The organism is Pseudomonas sp. G3-39 (assembly GCF_054790485.1).
This window is the reverse complement of record NZ_CP186497.1, coordinates 609,633-630,370: the sequence shown is the minus strand read 5'-3', so window position 1 is coordinate 630,370 and position 20,738 is coordinate 609,633. Positions and strand designations below refer to the sequence as shown.

Here is a 20,738-nt window from a genome sequence, read left to right as displayed (position 1 = left end):
AGAGCCTTTGATGACTGCGAAGTTGGAAAAAGTTCTGATCGCTAACCGCGGTGAGATCGCCCTGCGGATTCTGCGTGCCTGCAAAGAGATGGGCATCAAGACCGTCGCCGTTTACTCCAAGGCCGACAAAGAGCTGATGCACCTGGGTCTGGCAGACGAGTCCGTCTGCATCGGCCCGGCTTCTGCCGCTCAGTCCTACCTGCACATCCCGGCCATCATCGCTGCCGCTGAAGTGACTGGCGCTACCGCCATTCACCCAGGCTACGGTTTCCTCGCGGAAAACGCCGATTTTGCCGAGCAGGTCGAGAATTCCGGCTTCGCCTTCATCGGCCCGAAAGCCGAAACCATTCGCCTGATGGGCGACAAGGTATCGGCCAAGCACGCGATGATCGAAGCAGGCGTGCCTACCGTTCCAGGTTCCGACGGCCCGCTGCCGGAAGACGAAGAAACGGCGCTGCGCATCGGTCGTGAAGTCGGCTACCCGGTGATCATCAAAGCCGCTGGCGGCGGCGGTGGTCGCGGCATGCGCGTGGTGCACAAGGAAGAAGACCTGATCGCCTCGGCGAAACTGACCCGCTCCGAAGCTGGCGCGGCGTTCGGCAACCCGATGGTCTATCTGGAAAAATTCCTGACCAACCCGCGTCACGTCGAAGTTCAGGTACTGTCCGACGGCCAGGGTCACGCCATCCATCTGGGCGACCGCGATTGCTCGCTGCAACGCCGTCACCAGAAGGTTCTCGAAGAAGCGCCGGCACCGGGCATCGACGAGCAGGCGCGCCAGGAAGTTCTGGCTCGCTGCGTCAAGGCGTGCATCGACATCGGCTACCGTGGCGCCGGCACGTTCGAGTTCCTGTACGAGAACGGTCGTTTCTACTTCATCGAAATGAACACCCGTGTTCAGGTGGAGCACCCGGTTTCGGAAATGGTCACCGGTATCGACATCGTCAAGGAGATGCTCAGCATCGCCGCTGGCAACAAGCTGTCGTTCACTCAGGATGACGTGGTGATCCGCGGTCACTCGCTGGAGTGCCGGATCAACGCTGAAGACCCGAAAACCTTCATGCCGAGCCCGGGCACGGTCAAGCATTTCCACGCCCCAGGCGGCAACGGCGTTCGCGTCGATTCGCACCTGTACAGCGGTTATGCAGTTCCGCCGAACTACGACTCGCTGATCGGCAAGCTGATCACTTACGGCGCCACCCGCGACGAAGCCATGGCGCGCATGCGTAATGCCCTGGACGAGATCGTGGTTGACGGGATCAAGACCAACATCCCGCTGCACCGTGATCTGACCCGCGACGAAGGCTTCTGCAAAGGGGGCGTGAACATTCACTACCTCGAGCACAAGCTGGCAGGCGAGAAGCACTAAGCTTCAAGCCCGCACAGACAAGGCCGCCTTCGGGCGGCTTTGTTGTTTCTACAGTTTTCAAATCCCCCGTGGGTGCAATGCAGCTCCCACAAACCCTGCGCGCTCGCGTAAACTTGCGCGCTTCTCGCTGGCCGCTAGGCTGCAATCATATTTTTTCAAAGGTGCCCGCCATGCCTTGGCTGCAAGTACGTCTCGCCATCAGCCCGGAACAAGCCGAAACCTACGAAGACGCTTTCCTTGAAGTCGGCGCCGTTTCGGTGACCTTCATGGACGCCGAAGATCAGCCGATCTTCGAGCCGGAACTCAACACCACCCCACTGTGGGCGCACACGCACCTGCTGGCCCTGTTTGAGGGCGGCACCGAGCCTGCGCCGGTGCTCGCGCATCTGGAACTGCTGACCGGCAGTCCGCTGCCCGAGCATCACAGCGAAGTCATCGAAGACCAGGACTGGGAACGCAGCTGGATGGACGGCTTCCAGCCAATGCGTTTCGGTCAGCGCCTGTGGATCGTGCCGAGCTGGCACGCCGCGCCCGAGCCTGACGCGGTCAATCTGTTGCTGGATCCGGGCCTGGCGTTCGGCACCGGCACCCACCCGACCACCGCCCTGTGCCTGGAATGGCTCGACGGTCAGGACCTGAAAGACTGCAACGTCCTGGACTTCGGCTGCGGCTCGGGAATTCTGGCGATCGCCGCCCTGCTGCTCGGCGCGAAAGAAGCCGTCGGCACCGACATCGACGTGCAGGCGCTGGAAGCCTCGCGCGACAACGCCGGGCGCAACAATATTGCCGACGAGCTGTTCCCGCTGTACCTGCCGGAAGATTTGCCGCAGGTCAAAGCCGACGTGCTGGTGGCCAACATTCTGGCCGGCCCGCTGGTTTCCCTGGCGCCGCAGCTGTCCGGCCTGGTGAAAACCGGCGGTCGTCTGGCACTGTCAGGCATCCTCGCCGAACAAGGTGAAGAAGTCGCTGCCGCCTATGCGCAGGACTTTGATCTGGACCCGATCGCCAATCGCGATGGCTGGGTGCGTATCACCGGCCGTCGGCGCTAGAATGACCGCCTGCATAAACCGGATCGCCGCATGACCGACAGCTTCGTCACCCAGTGCCCGCATTGCCAAACCAGCTTCCGCGTCAGCCATGCTCAGTTGAGCGTGGCCCGCGGGGTGGTTCGCTGTGGCTCCTGCCTGCAAGTGTTCAACGCCGCCAAACAGCTGCTGGAACAACACGCCGGCAAGGAAGCGGTCACTCCGGTGGCGCCGTCCATTGTCCAGCCAGCACCGTCTCAGGCAGTGGTCAGCGAGCCGCCGCCAGTGGTCGAAGCCCCCGTCAATGACGAACCGCCCGCGCCGCGCGCCCTCAGCCAAAAGCAATGGAGCGCCAGCGAGCTGGACCTGGACAGCCTCGATCTGGACGAAGAACTCGCCCGCCTCGAACAACGGGAAATCCAGCCGACCACCGAATTCGGTCGTCAGCGCGAAGAGTCCCTGAGCGCCCGGCGCGACAGTCCTGAAGCCGATGAAACGGAGTGGCGCGACAGCCTGTTCAGCGCACGCGACGATGAACGTCTGCCCGAGCCCGAAGATGACGTCGAGCCAGATGCCGTCGAACCGGAACCGGTAAACACCGCGCGCACCGAGCCTTCCCTGTCGCTGGAGCCGGTGGATCTGGACGATGAACCGCCGATCCCGCAACTGCGCCTGCACGACCCGATCGATCCGAATGCCCGTCGTGAACGCCTGTCGGCCAACGTCGAGCCGGACGATGACGACTTGCCATCGGTCGAACCGCTGCGCAAAAAACGTCAACGCGCCGAAGTGTTGCAGGACCTGACCGACGACCCGCTGCAACTGGACTGGCAGAAACGCCGTTCGCCCTGGGGCCGGCGTCTGCTCTGGGCTTTGCTGGTGCTGCTAGCTGCCGCCGGTCTGGCCGGCCAGTACATTGCCTATCACTTCGATGAACTGGCGCGGCAGGATCAGTACCGCCCATGGTTTCAGCAGTTCTGCCCGCAGATCGGCTGCACGGTGCCGTCCAAGGTCGACATCGGCAAAATCAAAAGCAGCAATCTGGTGGTGCGCAGCCATCCGGAATTCAGCGGGGCGCTGGTGGTGGATGCGATCATCTACAACCGCGCGACGTTCTCCCAGCCATTTCCGTTGCTGGAGCTGCGCTTCGCTGACCTCAACGGTCATCTGATCGCCAGTCGTCGCTTCAAACCCGGCGAATACCTCAACGGCGACCTTGAGGGCATGGCGGAAATGCCGCCGCAAACCCCAATCCACATCGCGCTGGATATCCTTGATCCAGGCCCCAAAGCGGTGAATTACAGCCTGAGTTTCCACTCGCCCGAGTGAATCGCTTCATCGCTTCAGGTTTGACGGCAGTTTTCTGACTTCGCCCGCGCTTACCAAACCGCTGGTAATAACAGAATAACTGTTCAGATTTTGTTCAATTCAGCCTTTATCCAGTCATCGAGAGCGGGTATCATGCCAACCCTTTTTCGAACTCTCATGATCCGGCCCCACTTCAGGGAAGTCCTATGTCGGCGGTACGCATCGGCCCATATACATTGCAGAACGGTTTGATTCTCGCCCCGATGGCGGGCGTCACCGACCAGCCCTTTCGTCAGCTGTGCAAGCGTTTGGGCGCAGGGCTTGTAGTCTCGGAAATGGTCACCAGTGACATGAGCCTGTGGAATACCCGCAAGTCGCGCATGCGCATGATCCACGAAGGCGATCCCGAGCCACGCTCGGTGCAGATTGCCGGTGGCGATGCGCAGATGCTGGCGGACGCGGCACGGGCCAACGTCGAACTGGGCGCACAGATTATTGATATCAACATGGGTTGCCCGGCAAAGAAGGTCTGCAACAAGGCCGCCGGTTCCGCGTTATTGAAAGACGAAGCACTGGTGACCGAGATCCTGCAGGCCGTCGTCGCTGCAGTGGATGTGCCGGTGACCCTGAAGATCCGCACCGGATGGGATCGCGACAACAAGAACGGCCTGACTGTGGCGAAGATCGCCGAGCAGGCCGGGATCACCGCGCTGGCCGTGCATGGCCGCACGCGCGCCGATCTGTACACCGGCGAAGCCGAGTACGACACGATTGCCGCGATCAAGCAGGCGGTGTCGATCCCGGTGTTTGCCAATGGCGATATCGATTCGCCGGAAAAGGCCCGTTACGTGCTTGACGCGACCGGTGCCGATGGCCTGCTGATAGGCCGGGCTGCCCAGGGGCGGCCATGGATTTTTCGCGAGATCGAACACTTCCTGCGTACCGGCGAGAAATTGCCGGCGCCGGAGCTGAGCGAAGTGGAACGCATCCTGCTGGAGCATCTGGCCGCACTTCACGCCTTCTATGGGGATGTGATGGGCGTCCGTATTGCCCGCAAGCATGTGGGCTGGTATCTCGCAACCTTGCCGGGCGCCAGGGAGTTTCGCGCCCACTTCAATCGTTTGGATGGTACGGAAACACAATGCGCCAACGTTCGGGAGTTCTTCGCCGAGCGTTACAAGAGCCTGACAGGGGACGAAGAAGGGGTGGCCGCATGACGATGATGACCGAGACTTTAGTGAGTGGAACAGCACCCGTGAGCGACAACGTGAATTTGAAACAGCACCTCAATACCCCGAGCGAAGAAGGTCAGACCCTTCGCGGGAGTGTCGAGAAGGCGCTGCACAATTATTTCGCCCACCTTGAGGGCGCGTCCGTCACGGATGTGTACAACCTGGTGCTCTCCGAAGTCGAGGCTCCCCTGCTCGAAAGCGTGATGAACTACGTCAAGGGCAATCAGACCAAGGCCAGCGAGCTGCTCGGACTCAACCGCGGCACGCTGCGCAAGAAACTCAAGCAGTACGATCTGCTGTAAGCATTCAATCAAACCAGAAAGGCGCCCGCGTAAAACCGGTCGCCTTTTTTGCTGACTTCCTTTGCTTTTGATGGAAATTGAGATGACCGACCAGACTACCCGCCTGCCGATCCGCCGCGCCTTGATCAGCGTTTCCGACAAGACCGGGATCCTCGAATTCGCCAAGGAGCTTGAAGCCCTCGGCGTCGAGATCCTCTCCACCGGCGGGACGTTCAAGCTGCTGCGCGACAACGGTGTTGCCGCAGTGGAAGTCGCGGATTACACCGGTTTCGCGGAAATGATGGACGGTCGGGTGAAAACCCTGCACCCGAAAATCCACGGCGGGATCCTCGGTCGTCGCGGTATCGACGATGCAATCATGAACGAGCACGGCATCAAGCCGATCGACCTGGTTGCGGTCAACCTGTACCCGTTCGAAGCCACCATCAACAAGCCCGGCTGCGACCTGCCGACTGCGATCGAGAACATCGACATCGGTGGCCCGACCATGGTTCGTTCGGCAGCGAAAAACCATAAAGACGTGGCGATCGTGGTGAATGCCAGCGATTACGCCAACGTTCTGCAAAACCTCAAGGCCGGCGGCCTGACCTACGCTCAGCGTTTCGACCTGATGCTCAAGGCGTTCGAACACACCGCCGCCTACGACGGCATGATCGCCAACTACATGGGCACCGTGAATCAGGCTGCCGACGTACTGAGCACCGAAGGTCGCAGCGAATTCCCGCGCACCTTCAACAGCCAGTTCATCAAGGCCCAGGAAATGCGCTACGGCGAGAACCCGCACCAGAGCGCGGCGTTCTACGTGGAAGCCAAGCCTGCTGAAGTCGGCATCGCCACCGCGACCCAACTGCAAGGCAAAGAGCTGTCGTACAACAACGTGGCCGACACCGACGCCGCGCTGGAATGCGTGAAGAGCTTCGTCAAGCCGGCCTGCGTGATCGTCAAGCATGCCAACCCGTGCGGCGTGGCCGTGAGCCCGGACGCCGAGGGCGGCATCCGTCAGGCCTACGAACTGGCCTACGCCACCGACACCGAGTCGGCCTTCGGCGGCATCATCGCCTTCAACCGTGAACTGGATGCCGAGACCGCCAAGGCGATCGTCGAGCGTCAGTTCGTGGAAGTGATCATTGCTCCAAGCGTCAGCGCAGAAGCCCGTGCTGTTGTGGCGGCCAAAGCCAACGTGCGCCTGCTGGCCTGCGGCGAGTGGTCGGCGGATCGCGTTCCGGCCTGGGACTACAAGCGCGTCAACGGTGGCCTGCTGGTGCAGAGCCGCGACATCGGTATGATCGGCACCGACGACCTGAAAGTGGTGACCCAGCGCGCACCGACCGAACAGGAAATCCACGACCTGATCTTCGCCTGGAAAGTCGCCAAGTACGTCAAGTCCAACGCCATCGTCTACGCCAAGAACCGTCAGACCATCGGTGTCGGCGCCGGCCAGATGAGCCGCGTAAACTCCGCGCGTATCGCCGCGATCAAGGCTGAGCACGCCGGTCTGCAAGTGGCCGGTTCGGTGATGGCCTCGGACGCGTTCTTCCCGTTCCGCGACGGTCTGGACAACGCGGCCAAGGTTGGCATCACTGCAGTGATCCAGCCAGGCGGCTCGATGCGTGACGCTGAAGTGATCGCTGCAGCTGACGAAGCCGGTATCGCCATGGTATTCACCGGCATGCGCCACTTCCGTCACTGATACAACCCGATCCAAATGTGGGAGCGGGCTTGCTCGCGAATGCAATCTGTCAGCAACAGCCGTTTTGCCTGACACACCGCTTTCGCGAGCAAGCCCGCTCCCACATAAAGCGCTCCAGCAGCGCCTGACAGATTTTTGAGGTTTTTGAAATGAATGTTTTGATCATTGGCAGCGGTGGCCGTGAACACGCCCTGGCCTGGAAAGTGGCTCAGGATCCGCGCGTGCAGAAGGTTTTCGTCGCGCCGGGCAACGCCGGTACCGCGATTGAAGCCAAGTGCGAGAACGTCGCCATCGACGTGCTGGCCCTTGAGCAACTGGCCGACTTCGCCGAGAAAAACGTTTCCCTGACCATCGTCGGCCCGGAAGTGCCGCTGGTGGCCGGCGTGGTCGATCTGTTCCGCTCCCGTGGCCTGGACTGCTTCGGCCCGACCGCCGGCGCTGCACAGCTGGAAGGCTCTAAAGCCTTCACCAAGGATTTCCTCGCGCGCCACAAGATTCCGACCGCCGACTACCAGAACTTCACCGAGATCGAGCCGGCCCTGGCTTACCTGCGTGAAAAAGGCGCACCGATCGTGATCAAGGCCGATGGCCTGGCCGCCGGTAAAGGCGTGATCGTTGCCATGACCCTGGCCGAAGCCGAAGACGCCGTGCGCGACATGCTCGCCGGCAACGCCTTCGGCGACGCCGGTTCGCGCGTGGTGATCGAAGAATTCCTCGACGGCGAAGAAGCCTCGTTCATCGTCATGGTCGACGGCAAGAACGTGCTGCCGATGGCCACCAGCCAGGACCACAAACGTGTTGGCGACGGCGACAGCGGCCCGAACACCGGCGGCATGGGTGCCTACTCCCCTGCCCCGGTGGTCACCGCCGACGTGCACCAGCGTGTGATGGACCAGGTGATCTGGCCGACCGTGCGCGGCATGGCCGAAGAAGGCAACGTCTACACTGGTTTCCTGTACGCCGGTCTGATGATCGACAAGGCCGGCAACCCGAAAGTCATCGAATTCAACTGCCGCTTCGGCGACCCGGAAACCCAACCGGTGATGCTGCGTCTGCAGTCGAGCCTGGTGCTGCTGGTCGAAGCCGCTCTGGCGCAAGCGCTGGACAAGGTTGAAGCACAGTGGGATCCGCGTCCGAGCGTCGGCATCGTACTGGCCGCTGGCGGCTACCCGGGCGACTACGCCAAGGGTGCGGCGATCAACGGCCTGGACGCAGCCGCAGGCCTGGAAGGCAAAGTCTTCCACGCCGGTACGGCGCTGAAGGATGGCAACGTGGTAACGGCCGGTGGTCGCGTACTCTGCGCCACCGCCATGGGCGCCAGCGTGAGCGAAGCGCAGCAGCAAGCCTACAAGCTGGCCGCCGCCATCGACTGGGAAGGTTGCTTCTACCGCAAGGACATTGGCTACCGCGCCATTGCCCGTGAACGTGGCGAAACGCAGGAATAAGCTGTCCTTCACGTCCGGCGCGGGATGCAGTCCCTCGCCGGGCTGTTCCGCCGCCGCGCATCGTTATATTCTGGCATCAACCTACGAAGGGATTTCGCCGTGCGCTGGCTCAGGATTGCCATAAGTTTCACCGTCACGTTGCTGACCTTGCTCTGCATGCTCCCGGCCCAGGCCGCGCAAGGCAGTGGCTGGTCGGTATTGCTTGACGATCAGGGCAATCTGCAACTGAGCGACATCCGCTCGGCTCGCTACACCAATCAATTCAGCCCCATCGAACTTGATCGCCTCACGGCGGCTGAGCCCGATGGCGCACTGTGGCTGCGCTTCAAACTGGCGCCGGGCAAGCACGAACAAGTGCTGCGGATCTTTGCCCCCGACCTGTCCAACCTCAGTCTCTACGTGCTCGACGGCGACAAGCTGATCGAACAACGCACCTCCGGCACCCAGCAGCCACAAGTCGAACGGCCGCTGCCGAGCAGCGATTTTCTGCTGCCCTTGCCGCAGAGCGACAAATCCCTCGATGTTTATCTGCGGATGGTTTCCGACCATCAGCTGCGCCCGCACATCACCCTGCAATCGGCGGTGATGAGTGCCGCCAACCAGAACCAGACGCTGATCTTCGGTCTGCTGTTCGGCTGCCTCGGCATGTTGCTGCTGCACAATCTTGTGCGCTACGCCTACTCCCGCTCGCGCAGCAGCCTGTGGCTGGCGGTCTGCGAAGGACTGCTGGGCCTGAGTCTGTTGCTGTTGCTCAACCTCGCCGGCCCGTGGTTGCCGAACTGGCACGCGATCCAGACCCCGGGCGCCTATCTGGCGTTGCTGCTGACCGCCCCGGCCGGGCTGATGTTCGCCCTGCGCTTCTTCGCCCCACTCGGCCCGCACCCGCTGAACAAACTGTTGCTGGGCGACATTCTGTTCATCGTGATCTGCAGCCTGCTGCTGTTATTCGTCAACACCCTGCCGCTGAACATCATCACCTACGCGCTGGTGGCGCTGGCCGGTCTGAGCATGTTGCTGGTCGGCTTCTATCACTGGCAAAAAGGTTATCGCCCGGCGCGGCTGTTCGTTGCCGGGATGGTGGTGTTCAACATCGGTACGCTGATTATTTTGCCGGCCCTGCTGGGGCTGACCCTGGTGGCGCCGCAAGGCCTGATCATGACCCTGATGGGTTTCATCTGCATCAGTGGCTTGCTGATGAGCATCGCCTTGGGTGAACGCCAGCGGAGCATCACCGAAAGCCGGTTCAGCATCAGCCGCGATCTTGCCGCGAGCAATGCCGAGATCAACGCCAAAGCCGAATTCCTCGCCAAGATCAGCCACGAAATCCGCACCCCGATGAACGGCGTGCTGGGCATGACCGAGCTGCTGCTGGGCACGCCACTGTCGGTCAAGCAACGCGATTACGTGCAAACCATCCACAGTGCCGGCAACGAACTGCTGACGTTGATCAACGAGATTCTCGACATTTCCAAGCTCGAATCCGGACAGATTGAACTGGACGATGTGCAGTTCGACCTCAACGCGCTGATCGACGACTGCCTGAGCATCTACCGGGCCAAGGCCGAACAGCAGAACGTCGAGCTGATCAGCTTCATCCAGCCGCAAGTGCCGCGCGTGATCAGCGGCGACCCGACCCGCTTGCGCCAGACCCTGCTGAGCCTGCTGGAAAACGCCCTGAAGAAAACCGACGAAGGCGAAGTGCTGATCGTCGTCGCCCTCGACGAGCGCAGCGTCAAACCGCGCCTGCGCATCGCCGTGCAGGACAGTGGTCAGCCGATGGAACCGGAGGAGCGCGATGCGCTGATGCACGCCGAACTGCACAGCAAACACTTCCTCTCGGCCAACCGTCTGGGTGGCAACCTCGGGCTGGTGATTGCGCGGCAACTGATCCGCCTGATGCACGGCGAGTTCGGGATCAAGAGCGGCGCCAATCAGGGCAGCACCTTGTGGCTGACCCTGCCACTGGACCCGGATCGTCTGGAACACCCGACCTCCGACCTCGACGGCCCGTTGCAAGGTGCGCGCGTGCTGGTGGTGGACGACAACGATACCTGCCGCAAAGTGCTGGTGCAGCAATGCAGCGCCTGGGGTCTGAACGTCAGCGCCGTGCCATCGGGCAAGGAAGCGCTGGCGCTGCTGCGCACCAAGGCGCACCTGCGCGACTACTTCGATGTGGTGCTGCTGGACCAGAACATGCCCGGCATGACCGGCATGCAACTGGCGGCCAAGATCAAGGAAGACCCGAGCCTCAATCACGACATCCTGTTGATCATGCTCACCGGCATCAGTAACGCGCCGAGCAAGATCATCGCGCGCAACTCCGGGATCAAACGCATCCTCGCCAAACCGGTGGCCGGCTATACGCTCAAGACCACGCTGGCCGACGAGTTGAACCAGCGCAATAAAGGTCAGGTAGTGTTCCAGCCGCAAGTGGTCACTCCCGCGACGGCGGCCAAGGTGCCGAGCGATTTCCGCATTCTCGTCGCCGAAGACAACACGATTTCGACCAAAGTGATTCGCGGCATGCTCGGCAAACTCAACCTGCAACCAGACACCGCCAGCAATGGCGAAGAGGCCCTGCAGGCGATGAAGGCCCAGCGTTACGATCTGGTGCTGATGGACTGCGAAATGCCGATCCTCGATGGCTTCTCGGCGACCCAGCAGCTACGGGCGTGGGAGGTCAGCAATCAGCGTATACGCACGCCGATTGTCGCGCTGACCGCGCACATCCTCGCCGAACACAAGGAACGCGCGCGTCAGGCCGGGATGGATGGCCACATGGCCAAACCGGTGGAGCTGTCGCAACTGCGCGAGCTGATCGAACACTGGGTAGCCCAGCGCGATCAGCAGAACCGTACGGCCTCGACCTTTTAAGCAGGGGTACCACGCCAGTTCGAGCGTGACTCAATCGGCTGCGCCGTTCTCTTCGGCTGGAACGTCTTCATTCAGCCTCAACAACGCCACGTTAGCTTCAAGCCTGTCCTGGACTTTCAGGGCGATGGCTGCGCGAACCGGCCCATAGAGCGTTTCGGACAAATTGGCACTGGCAGAGCGTCTGCAAACACTGCCGCGAATATCCTCAGCCTGGAATAGCTCGGCCAAAGGGTTGTCAGCGAGAATCCGTCCAGTCGCAAATTCGATGTAGACGCTGCTCATCGACATCGGCGAGTGCGCCACGACCACCAACAGCCGTATGATTCTGGAAACATCTGACTGATCCGTCGATGCATCGCTGGCGCCTTTCTGCATGTAACCACGCAGCAGCTCTAGTGCCGGCTCGCTTGCGGAAAGTGCTGCCAGTCGACGCATGACTGCGTTTGCAACGCCACATTGCTCCACAGCACCCCCGAACTCAGGAGCGACCACCCAGTCAACGACAGACACGCTGTTACCCTGTGCGACGGACAGATCCAACCGTGCTCTGAAATGTCGCAGCCAATATTTGTCCAGAAATTCCATGTAGACGTCATACCAGGCAATACCCGGATCTTTCTCAAGTTTCTTGTTAGCCGCCAGTTGCGCCAACAACAGAGAGTTTATTAAATCCTGATAGCGTTCCGGTTTGTCTGCCGGCGGAATCATTACAACGGCACCCGCAACGATCAAAACGGAATATTTGCAATTCATATAATCGCCCCCAAAAAAAAGCAGTCGACCTTCGACTGCTTTTTTCGATTTATCAGATATCAATATCTTCAATCTGATCGATACCCACCAGCTTTTTCTTGATCGTCTCACGCACTGCGTTGGCGACGTCGGTGTTTTTGGCAAAGAAAGTTTGAGCTCGATACAAACTTACATTACGAACATCGACATCCACGAACATCACTTTGGTAGAGGTGTTCTTGCGCAGAAAACGCACCGTTCCCAGCGCCATGATTGCCTCACCGTCGAGTTCGACACACGCTCCGGTCGAGATGCCGCCCACGCCGTGGTCCAGCAAATTTCGCTCATAAGCGGTCAACGCAGCAGTGTCCCGTTTTTGCAGGGCCGAGATTGCATCACCCGCGACCTTCAGCATCAGAACGCTGGTTGGCCCTGGCAGTGCAACATTAGCCAGCACGGAACCCAGAATCTCCAGTACCAGCTTGTCCATCCGCACACTCGTGCCTTCGATACTGAGGTCATTGTAGTACTGATCGACAGGCGTCCAGCCAGCGAGGGTCATCACCTCACGGAACCGCTTATACCACTCTCGGCCCTGATGCTCTTCGGGGTATAGCTTGTTCGCTGCACGTGTAGCGAACAGAAGAGCGTTCTGGGCATCCGACTTGTTCTGATCCGAAAGTTTGCCAGAAAAACCCATTGTGACTTCGCCGACAACAGAGCCTTTCGACGGTGCCTCGATTTCGTCCCCTACAGCCAACAGGCCACGAGAGCGAATAACCGGCGCACCCACATCACAGGCTTCAATCGCGTTAATACAGGAAGAGATATAAAGCTCATTAACGATTTGACCATGCACAATAAAAGTCCTTATTAATTAGTAGGCAAGCCCCTCTTGAACTTGCAAGAAAACAATAAACAAACAAGCCCAGCACTACAAACTCAAATCTGTAACATCTTATCCAGCAATCAAGATGCAACTAACAACATCACACAAAACAACTATCAAACAAAAAACGAAAAACCGACTGCCTCGCGCAGAATCTTCTGCACACACAAGCAACTAACCGACTGATAGACTCGCCGTCATCACTCTCCGGATGCGAGTCGCCCTCATGCTCCACGTGTTATTCAGCGTTTACCTGAAGATGCTGGTGCTCTACAGCCCGTTCTTCGTGTTGTCCTGCTTCATCAGCCTGACTCGTGGCTACTCGCGCAAGGAACAGCGGCGCCTGGCCTGGAAAGTGGCGATCGCCACTCTGATCTCCAGCGTCCTGCTTTATCTGTTCGGGCGGGTGATTTTCGATGTATTCGGGATCACTGCGGACGCATTCCGCATCGGTGCCGGCAGCGTGCTGTTCATCTCGGCATTGGGCATGGCCCAAGGCAAGCCTGTGGTGCAGAGTGACAACGTGCAACAGGACGTGACGATCGTCCCGCTGACCATTCCGCTGACCGTCGGCCCGGGCACCATCGGTGCGCTGCTGGTGATGGGCGTCAGCCAACCACACTGGGACGACAAACTGACCGCGATCATGAGCATCACTCTGGCCAGTTTCACCGTAGGGGTGGTGCTGTATCTGTCCAATCACATCGAACGGGTGCTCGGTGATCAGGGCCTGCAGATCGTCAGCCGGCTGATGGGCCTTTTCGTCTGCGCACTGGCGGCGCAGATCATCTTTACCGGGATCAAGGGCTATCTGGTGTCCTGAACGAAAAAGGGCTGCGGAGGAAAATCTCCGCAGCCCGGTCTGATCTGCCAGCTCGCAATGGCTTACTGGTCGATGGACAGCCCGATCAGCGCGCCGAGTTCCAGCAGGGGTTCCGTGGCCATCGCACTCATCAGCTCCTCCAGGCTAACGGTCACCGAGATTTCGTCAGGTAACGCAATCCCGAATGTCACCTGCTGTTGCCGTGCCGCATCAAGGCTCGTGGCATTGCGCAAGATGATGCTGCTTCCCGAATCGGGATCCGTCAGCAGCAAATGGCCGTCGGACCTCGAGACCAGCCATCGCTGCATCGGCTCTAGTGTCAACGCCAGATGAATGCCTGCTTCCTCGGCGTCGACAATCAGGCAATCAAGCCGATCCCAAGTCTGTCGGGCCAGTGAAAGGTAATCTGCAGATTTCGCAAACTTGAGTACCAGTGTATCGACGCCATCCGGAATCGCTACAATCCTGCCCGATGAGCCAATACCGTCGATAACCAGCGTATCTGCAATCCGGCTGACCGCTTCCACAGTCATCCATATATCGATGGGTTCAATGTCTTCACTGGTATTGCTGAACAGTCGGCCCGTTACAGGGTCATGCAGCACCAGGGTCTGATCGTTCGCCACGCCCAGATATTGTGGCCATTCACGTCCTGACACCGCGACACTGAGCAGACGGCCGGCTGCGACGTCATACCAGCTGCAAAGATTATCGCTCCTGCCCGCAAAGAGGTAAGGACCGCTACGCTGACCGGCAAGCAGTCGCGCCAACTTTTGCTCCCGCGCCTGACGAGACGCCAGGCCATTGAAGAATTCGACTTCCACACCGACGATACGCGGTGGCTCGCCGTCAACCAGGTTGAACAGCACGTGGTCATGCCGGCGGACGTGCAGGCCGGCTCCATGGGGCACGGCCCAGGCAAAAGTGTCCCGCGGCATGACTCGCTGCATCGGGGCCAGCAAGTGCGCCTGCAGCAGACGCGTCCCCGAACCGAATGCCGCCGCCAGGCTTTCAGGCGCCATGAAGGGCTGACGATAGATTCGACCGGTTGCCCAGTCCATCATCCACGCCGCTTTTTTATCTGGCGTCAGCCTCAACACGCGCATGGCTTTGCCCGCCGTGTCGGCAATCAGAAATTGCTGATCCAGATAGATGACATACAGCGATGTCTTGCCCGTTGCATCGCTGATACCCCCGACTTCCACGCCATCGGCGGACCCGTTCTGAATGTTGGTCCTGACCGTATCCCACCACTTGAACCCTTGCCCAGTGCGCTGCTGGCGGGCCGACAGCCATGCGTGATTGAGTCCCACCAGCCGGGTCTGGCCGTCGTCATTCATCTGGAACAGCATGCCTTCGTCAGTGAGGATGACGTATTGTCCGCCCTGGCGGTGCACATGCTGCACCTCAAGGTGCAAGACACTTTGTGCAAACATCTCGGGCATCTGATCCGCTGCGCCGATGTGCTGTCGATAAACAAGGCGATGGCCAAGATGATGAAACAACACTGTATCGCCGCTTGATTGAAGCGGATCAAGCAGCACCCAATCGAGAAAGTCAGGTGTACCTTCCGTATTGCGCAGCACAGGCCGAATGACGCGCTCATCTTCACTGCGCACCCAGGCTCGGGTGGCTTTGCGCAAATTCTCGTCGAAGGTGTCGATCGTAATCATTGCGCCCAGTGTGAATTCCACTCTCTGGTCATCAAGTACCTCATGGTATGGGTAGTCGTGCCGTCGGAGGAAATCCGAAACATTGTCGCGTCCTTCGCGAATGATCCACGGATGGTCTGAATTCATATCGGAGATCGCAGTAAGGGCGAGGTAGTCTTCGCCGAGCAGGTAAGTCAGCTTGTAGAAGCTTTTCCACATGTCTTCAAAGCGCTGGACCACCTGCAGCAAACCCTCTGGCGTCGCCTGAATCGAAACAATGCAGGGGTTTTTTGATGAATGTATTTTCATCACCCGGTAAGTGCGTTTGATCTGCCCGGTGACCAGATCCGTACGCCAGATGATTCCCTGCGCCGGGCAGTAATAAAACATCTCCTCGCCGATCTTCGGGCCGATGCAGATCTGCGCCGCATACTGTGGGTCCAGTCCGCGCACCAAGTGCATGGCATCTTCGGTGTGGTCGTACCAGGCCGTGGTACGAACACCAGTCAGGGCATCGTGATAGTTGCGGATGACCGTCGGGCCATCGGCCAGACGATGAGCGCGGGCGAGTTCGCGCAAATGCTTGCGCGTGGCCGGGCCGTCGGCATCGTTGAGCGCGTCGAGTTCAGCAAAGAGCAGCGCTCCCGTTGCCCAGCCAACCTGATAGAAGCCCTCCGCAAGTTGCAGGTACACGACACTCCTGGCGGGCACCTGCACCCGCATCGAGCCCAACTGAAAAGTATCCTGTTCCAGCTTCACCGCCGCCGCACTCACCCATGGGGCACGCAATGACCACGTCATTGGATCATCGGAGGAAACCTGCAGCCGCAACGACTTGACGCCCTCGGTCAGGGTGATCGAGCAGTGCCCGCCAGTGGCATCGATGTCATAGCAAAGGTAACCGTGCACCTCCTGCGGCAATGGGGGGACGTGCAGAAAACGCTGATCAGGGCCAATCGCAACACTGACGCGGGTTTCCTCGTAGTTGGGCACCATTTTTTCCATGATGTACTCGGTCGGTGCCTGGTAAAAGCTGAACCAGAATTGCCGCTTGCCTGCCAGCTTGTATTTTTCCAGTGCCAAAGCCGTTTCCATGTTTTCTGTGAGCGTTGTCGCAAATGGCAGACCTTCATGGACGAAGCCCAGAAAGCACTCCGGCACACTCGGCAGCACGACGCTTTCAATACCCGGCGCCATATCGAAGGAAATCGAGTCGCGAAGGTCGAGGGCCTCTCGAATGCTGAATGCCTTGCTGCGATCCCCGACGATCCTCGGCTTATGCAGAAAGGAGTAATCTTCCGCGGCGAAAATTTTGTGGCCGCCGAAGGTAATGAGCCCTTTGCGCAAATCAAGCCCGGTATAGACCGCACAAGGATTGGCAATGTAGGTATCGCCTTGCACCGAATGGCTTTGCGGTCGATAGGCCGAATGCACATCATTCAGATACCGGCCGATCCGTCTTCCACGTTCTGCCCTGGCGCTGAACCCCTCGACCAGGGCGCCGATGCCCACCGCCAGCCCGCCCAGAATCACCCCGGCGCCGCCGAGGAAGGCCGCCGCCGTGCCCGCACCGGCAACACCGGCGCCCAAAGCGCCAACACCCAGCGCCAGCCCAGCTGAATCGAAGGCCAGCTGCGTGGCATAGACCGCACGCTGGATATCGTTTTGGGCATTGACCAACAGATAAATGTCGAAGCCGATGCTGGCCAGCTGCAAAACGGTGCCGACACCTTCGTTCAAGACGCTGCCCAGCGCATTACTGACAATCGACGAGGTGGTTTTGGCCACCCGCAAACCGTCGGTAAAGGCATGACGCACCAGATTCAGCAGTTGTACTGCGTCGACCACCAGCCCGTGAGCCATCTGCGCGTAGGCCAGGTAACCGTGGATGCGCACTGCTGACGTCAACGCGGTCGACCCCATCCCGGACTCCGCGTTCTGCAACCCGAGCAGCAGGGCTTGAATGGCAAATCCGGCATTGAGCGTGTGCACCGCACCGACATCCGTCGGATCGATCACTGGCGCCCCCGCGCGTCTGCCGGACAACGCTTCAAACGTATCGCTCAGGTAAGACTTGATCCCTTGCAGGCGCGTGTCATCAGTCTGCACTGTGCGTGTGCGCTGCGGATCACTGGCACTGACCATGGTGATTTCGCTGCGCCCTTGCGCAGTGCTCTTCAGGGAGTCGAACACCGGAACGAAGTCACGAGACAGTTGATGCTGGTCCTGTAACCGCAGGGTCGCGCTTTCGATCGTCCGCGCCCACTTGTGGCTGTCCACACTGCTCAGCGCCTGTCCCAGACGCGCGTTCTCTGACAAGGAACGCGCGCGCAAGGCGGCATGCTGACTCCAGGGTTCGACGGCACGCCCACCACCCAGCGGATCACTGCTGAGCAAATGCTCAACGCTAATTTCCGAAGGCAACGATTTACCGGCAATGCTTGCGCCGTCGAGTTCGATGACCTCGAAAACGCTGGCAGCCCCCCGTTCCAGACCATAAAGCCTGGCAATCACTTCCTCCTGCATGAAGCGCTGGACGCCTTGTTGCAGATCCTCGATCCGGGCGAACGCATACAGCCCGAAGTTGGGATCGTAGAAGCGATAGGATGTCTCGCCTTGCACCACAACCTTGCTCACCAGCATCGAATGATTGTCTGTGTTGAGCAGCAGGCTGCCGGCAGCGGTTTTCGCTTCCAGCGTCTGCATCACAGTGGCCAGGTTCGCCGCCGGTCTCTTCTCGCCGAATCGCGCCATGGGTACGCCACGCAACTCGTCCAGAACCTTGAGCAGGGCATGGGCTTGCGGTGCGTCGGGAGTGAGATTGGCAATCGCCAGTTTGCCGATCAACGCGCGCTCGGCCGAGGCGCCTTTCTCCAGCGCGGCGGCCGTCACCAGCGCCAGTGGATAGCAGCGTCGGCCCGGATCCCCCGCACCGCGCAACAACAAATCCTGCGGCAATTGTCTGGCCGTATGCGCACCCGCCTCGAAGAACGTCTCGCGCACTGCCGCACCCCGCGCAAGGATCGACGCCCGGCGCTCATTCACGGCGGCGACCTCGACCCGACTCACGTACTCGCGCCATTGCCGCACGCTGATCGGTTCGGCAAATGCCTGCGCCTTCAGCACCCTGGAGTTCTGCCCGAGCGATTCGCGCTCCGATGCATTGACTCGTGCCTCCACCGGTGCAGGATCGCGATTGAGCAGTGTCTGTTCGATCACCTCGTAGCGCGCGACCAGGCCACGGTCGCGCGTATCTTCGGCAAAGGCGACGGTGGTTGCCCAGGCGTCTGCGAACCCGACCTGATCCAGTGTTGCGGCACCGAACAGGCCGCCGAACATCACCCGATGCAACGGGCTCAACTGATCCAGCGGCAACTTGCCCGCCGCGATGCGCGCCAAGGCCTCGTTGAGGTTACCCAGTGACTCGGCCCCCATGGACGTTGGAGCTTTGTCGACTGTCTGGTTCAGCACCTGCTGTCGAGTATCAAAGTCGAGGTGGATGGGAACGTTGAACGTCACATCACCGGTCAAGCGGTCATTCATGGCCCGTACAAACGGCTCACCCAGATCATCAAGCAGTTGCTGCAGGACCGAAGTCAGCAACACTGATTTTCCTTCTATGACAGGCCAGCCAAGTTTGAACGTGAGGGTCCGCTCTTTCAGCAAGTCGGCCAGATTACCGGCGTAGCGCGACTTGACCTTGCCCGAATTCCACTTCTCATGTTCTTTTGCCAGCCAGTCTTCGGGGGTATCCTTGACTGCCCAGCCGGAGATCATTTCTTCTTCGGTAAAGACGTTGAAGCCGTCGACCTGCTTCATATGATGGCGAATGTTGTTCAGCTGTTCACTCTGCAGTTCTCTTTCGACATAGCCGATTACACCGCCTTCAAGTGCGCCCGGACCGGTCATGTAGATGGTGCCCAAGGCGTCGAAACGAATCCCGTCCTGATAATACTGAGCTATGGCGCGTATGAGCTTCTCTGATGAATATTCACGCGATGTATTGGGCAAGCGCCCATCAGCCTGTGCTTCAGAGACGACCTTGATTGCAATATCATCGACTGACGACACATCTGCTGGCGTCACGCCTGCGAGTATCATGCGGCGCTCAACCTCATACAGGCAGTCATAAGCCACCCGGATGAAGTGCATGCTCGCATTGACCATCTTGCTGCCAGGATGAGCCAGAACATAGGCATTCATTTCCTTCGACGACGGATTGCCCCAGGCCGCGCCGCGCCCGATGGCATCCTGGGATAAAGACGTCGGCTGCGGCGAAGCGAAAATCTGCTCCACACCCGGCCTGCTCCGGGCAAATGCGCTCAGTGCCTCGAGATGCTCGGCGGGAATATGCCCGGTTCTGTCGACATAACGTTGCCGATCGCGCCCCGGCATCAAGGTATCGTCATGGTTGAGCAATAACTGCAGGACACCGATCTTCGCGTCTGTGCTGAAACCACTGATGTCCACGCCGCCCGGTCTCTCGATCAGCGGCGGCAAATAATCCATGTCGCTGTAACGCCCGCCCTCGAGAAACTCGGCCTGCAGTCGCACCACGTCACTGGCAGCAGCAAAGTTGCCGCGCATGGCGACTTCGCGCTGGTAGACGTCAGCCAGAAAATGACTGGCAAACTCCTGGCGAACATCGCGCAGGCGCAAGTCCTCACCCACCATGGCCTGATGCGAATCCAGACATTTCTGGCGGAAGGCTTCGAGCGTCGCACGATCCTTGCCATAACCCCGCACCATCAGGTCGATCCGCGCCTCGTCTGCGCGTCCGGCCCAGCGTGGCTGATTCAGGTAGTCGAACATCTGCTGTTTGAGTACCCGTGCGCGGTCTTCGATCATTCTCGACAGTCCCGTCGGGGTTACCTTTTCGTCCTTTAATACCTTCATCGTGTCCGCACGGGCACTGTCGAGAATCACCCGATTCATTTCAAAGGCCAGCAGCGCATCACTGTCATACCAGAGATTGAATGCATATCCCTGCGACGCCAGTACCTTGCGCCAGATGTTCATGTAATCGCGCTGATTCGGCCCGACCTCACTGCCACCGACCCAGACAAAATGCATGATGCGCGGTATCGGTTTGCCAGCGGAGAGCATCTTCACAGTCGCACTCAAGCGGCGGTCGTAGTCGCCCAGTTTCAGGCGCAGTTTATTGACCTGAGCATCCGCGGCGTCCAGCTGTGGTGATTCAATCGCGTCCTTGAGCAATCTGATCGCTATCAATTGTTCTGCAAGACTGGTAGCCGCCGTAGCTCCGTCGTAGTAGCGCAAAGGAGCCTCCCCCAGGCTACCGCTGACGGACTCAAGTTCTGTGCGCGCAATAAGATCGGCGAACACTCTGCCCATCGTGACTTCATCCATAGTGCTCAATGCAATTTCCTTTTTTTT

General features: G+C 59.7%; 12 protein-coding genes. 9 read left to right on the top strand and 3 right to left on the bottom strand.

The window, feature by feature from the left end:
* The first annotated feature begins 10 nt into the window (after positions 1-10).
* From accC to ACOYXG_RS02730, 8 genes are all read left to right on the top strand, one after another.
* Complete coding sequence (gene accC / locus ACOYXG_RS02765) at positions 11-1,369, top strand: acetyl-CoA carboxylase biotin carboxylase subunit (RefSeq protein WP_007961940.1); 1,359 nt, start codon at positions 11-13, stop codon at positions 1,367-1,369.
* Between the two features lie 170 nt (positions 1,370-1,539).
* Complete coding sequence (gene prmA / locus ACOYXG_RS02760; RefSeq protein WP_027613592.1) at positions 1,540-2,418, top strand: 50S ribosomal protein L11 methyltransferase; 879 nt, start codon at positions 1,540-1,542, stop codon at positions 2,416-2,418.
* A 30-nt stretch (positions 2,419-2,448) separates the two neighbouring features.
* The gene (locus ACOYXG_RS02755; protein WP_460355782.1) at positions 2,449-3,723 is read left to right on the top strand and encodes a DUF3426 domain-containing protein; all 1,275 of its coding nucleotides are present in this window, start codon (positions 2,449-2,451) and stop codon (positions 3,721-3,723) included.
* 185 nt (positions 3,724-3,908) lie between these two features.
* A complete protein-coding gene (dusB, locus tag ACOYXG_RS02750) occupies positions 3,909-4,919 on the top strand; it encodes a tRNA dihydrouridine synthase DusB (RefSeq protein ID WP_007961945.1) in 1,011 nt (336 codons plus the stop codon).
* Positions 4,916-5,236 carry a DNA-binding transcriptional regulator Fis gene (gene fis, locus ACOYXG_RS02745; RefSeq protein WP_003221275.1) on the top strand — a complete coding sequence of 107 codons (321 nt, stop codon included), beginning with the start codon at positions 4,916-4,918 and terminating at the stop codon, positions 5,234-5,236. The genes dusB and fis overlap by 4 nt, the downstream gene beginning before the upstream one ends.
* A gap of 82 nt (positions 5,237-5,318) precedes the next feature.
* A complete protein-coding gene (gene purH / locus ACOYXG_RS02740; RefSeq protein WP_460355777.1) occupies positions 5,319-6,926 on the top strand; it encodes a bifunctional phosphoribosylaminoimidazolecarboxamide formyltransferase/IMP cyclohydrolase in 1,608 nt (535 codons plus the stop codon).
* A 149-nt stretch (positions 6,927-7,075) separates the two neighbouring features.
* The gene (gene purD, locus ACOYXG_RS02735; RefSeq protein WP_003221269.1) at positions 7,076-8,371 is read left to right on the top strand and encodes a phosphoribosylamine--glycine ligase; all 1,296 of its coding nucleotides are present in this window, start codon (positions 7,076-7,078) and stop codon (positions 8,369-8,371) included.
* Positions 8,372-8,470: 99 nt separating this feature from the next.
* Complete coding sequence (locus ACOYXG_RS02730; protein WP_460355774.1) at positions 8,471-11,245, top strand: hybrid sensor histidine kinase/response regulator; 2,775 nt, start codon at positions 8,471-8,473, stop codon at positions 11,243-11,245.
* 30 nt (positions 11,246-11,275) lie between these two features.
* On the opposite strand, the gene ACOYXG_RS02725 is transcribed toward ACOYXG_RS02730, so the two are convergent.
* Positions 11,276-12,070, bottom strand: a complete 795-nt coding sequence (locus tag ACOYXG_RS02725; protein WP_414888938.1) for a hypothetical protein — start codon at positions 12,068-12,070, stop codon at positions 11,276-11,278.
* Positions 12,051-12,836: a hypothetical protein gene (locus ACOYXG_RS02720; RefSeq protein ID WP_027613586.1), complete on the bottom strand. Its 786-nt coding sequence runs from the start codon at positions 12,834-12,836 to the stop codon at positions 12,051-12,053. Before ACOYXG_RS02720 ends, ACOYXG_RS02725 begins: the two co-directional genes overlap by 20 nt.
* Before the next feature lie 256 nt (positions 12,837-13,092).
* On the opposite strand from ACOYXG_RS02720, the gene ACOYXG_RS02715 reads away from it, so the two are divergent.
* Positions 13,093-13,689 (top strand): MarC family protein, encoded by a 597-nt coding sequence (locus ACOYXG_RS02715; RefSeq protein WP_027613585.1) that lies wholly within the window; start codon positions 13,093-13,095, stop codon positions 13,687-13,689.
* 62 nt (positions 13,690-13,751) lie between these two features.
* On the opposite strand, the gene ACOYXG_RS02710 is transcribed toward ACOYXG_RS02715, so the two are convergent.
* Complete coding sequence (locus ACOYXG_RS02710) at positions 13,752-20,711, bottom strand: TcdA/TcdB pore-forming domain-containing protein (RefSeq protein WP_460358385.1); 6,960 nt, start codon at positions 20,709-20,711, stop codon at positions 13,752-13,754.
* Positions 20,712-20,738 lie beyond the last annotated feature (27 nt).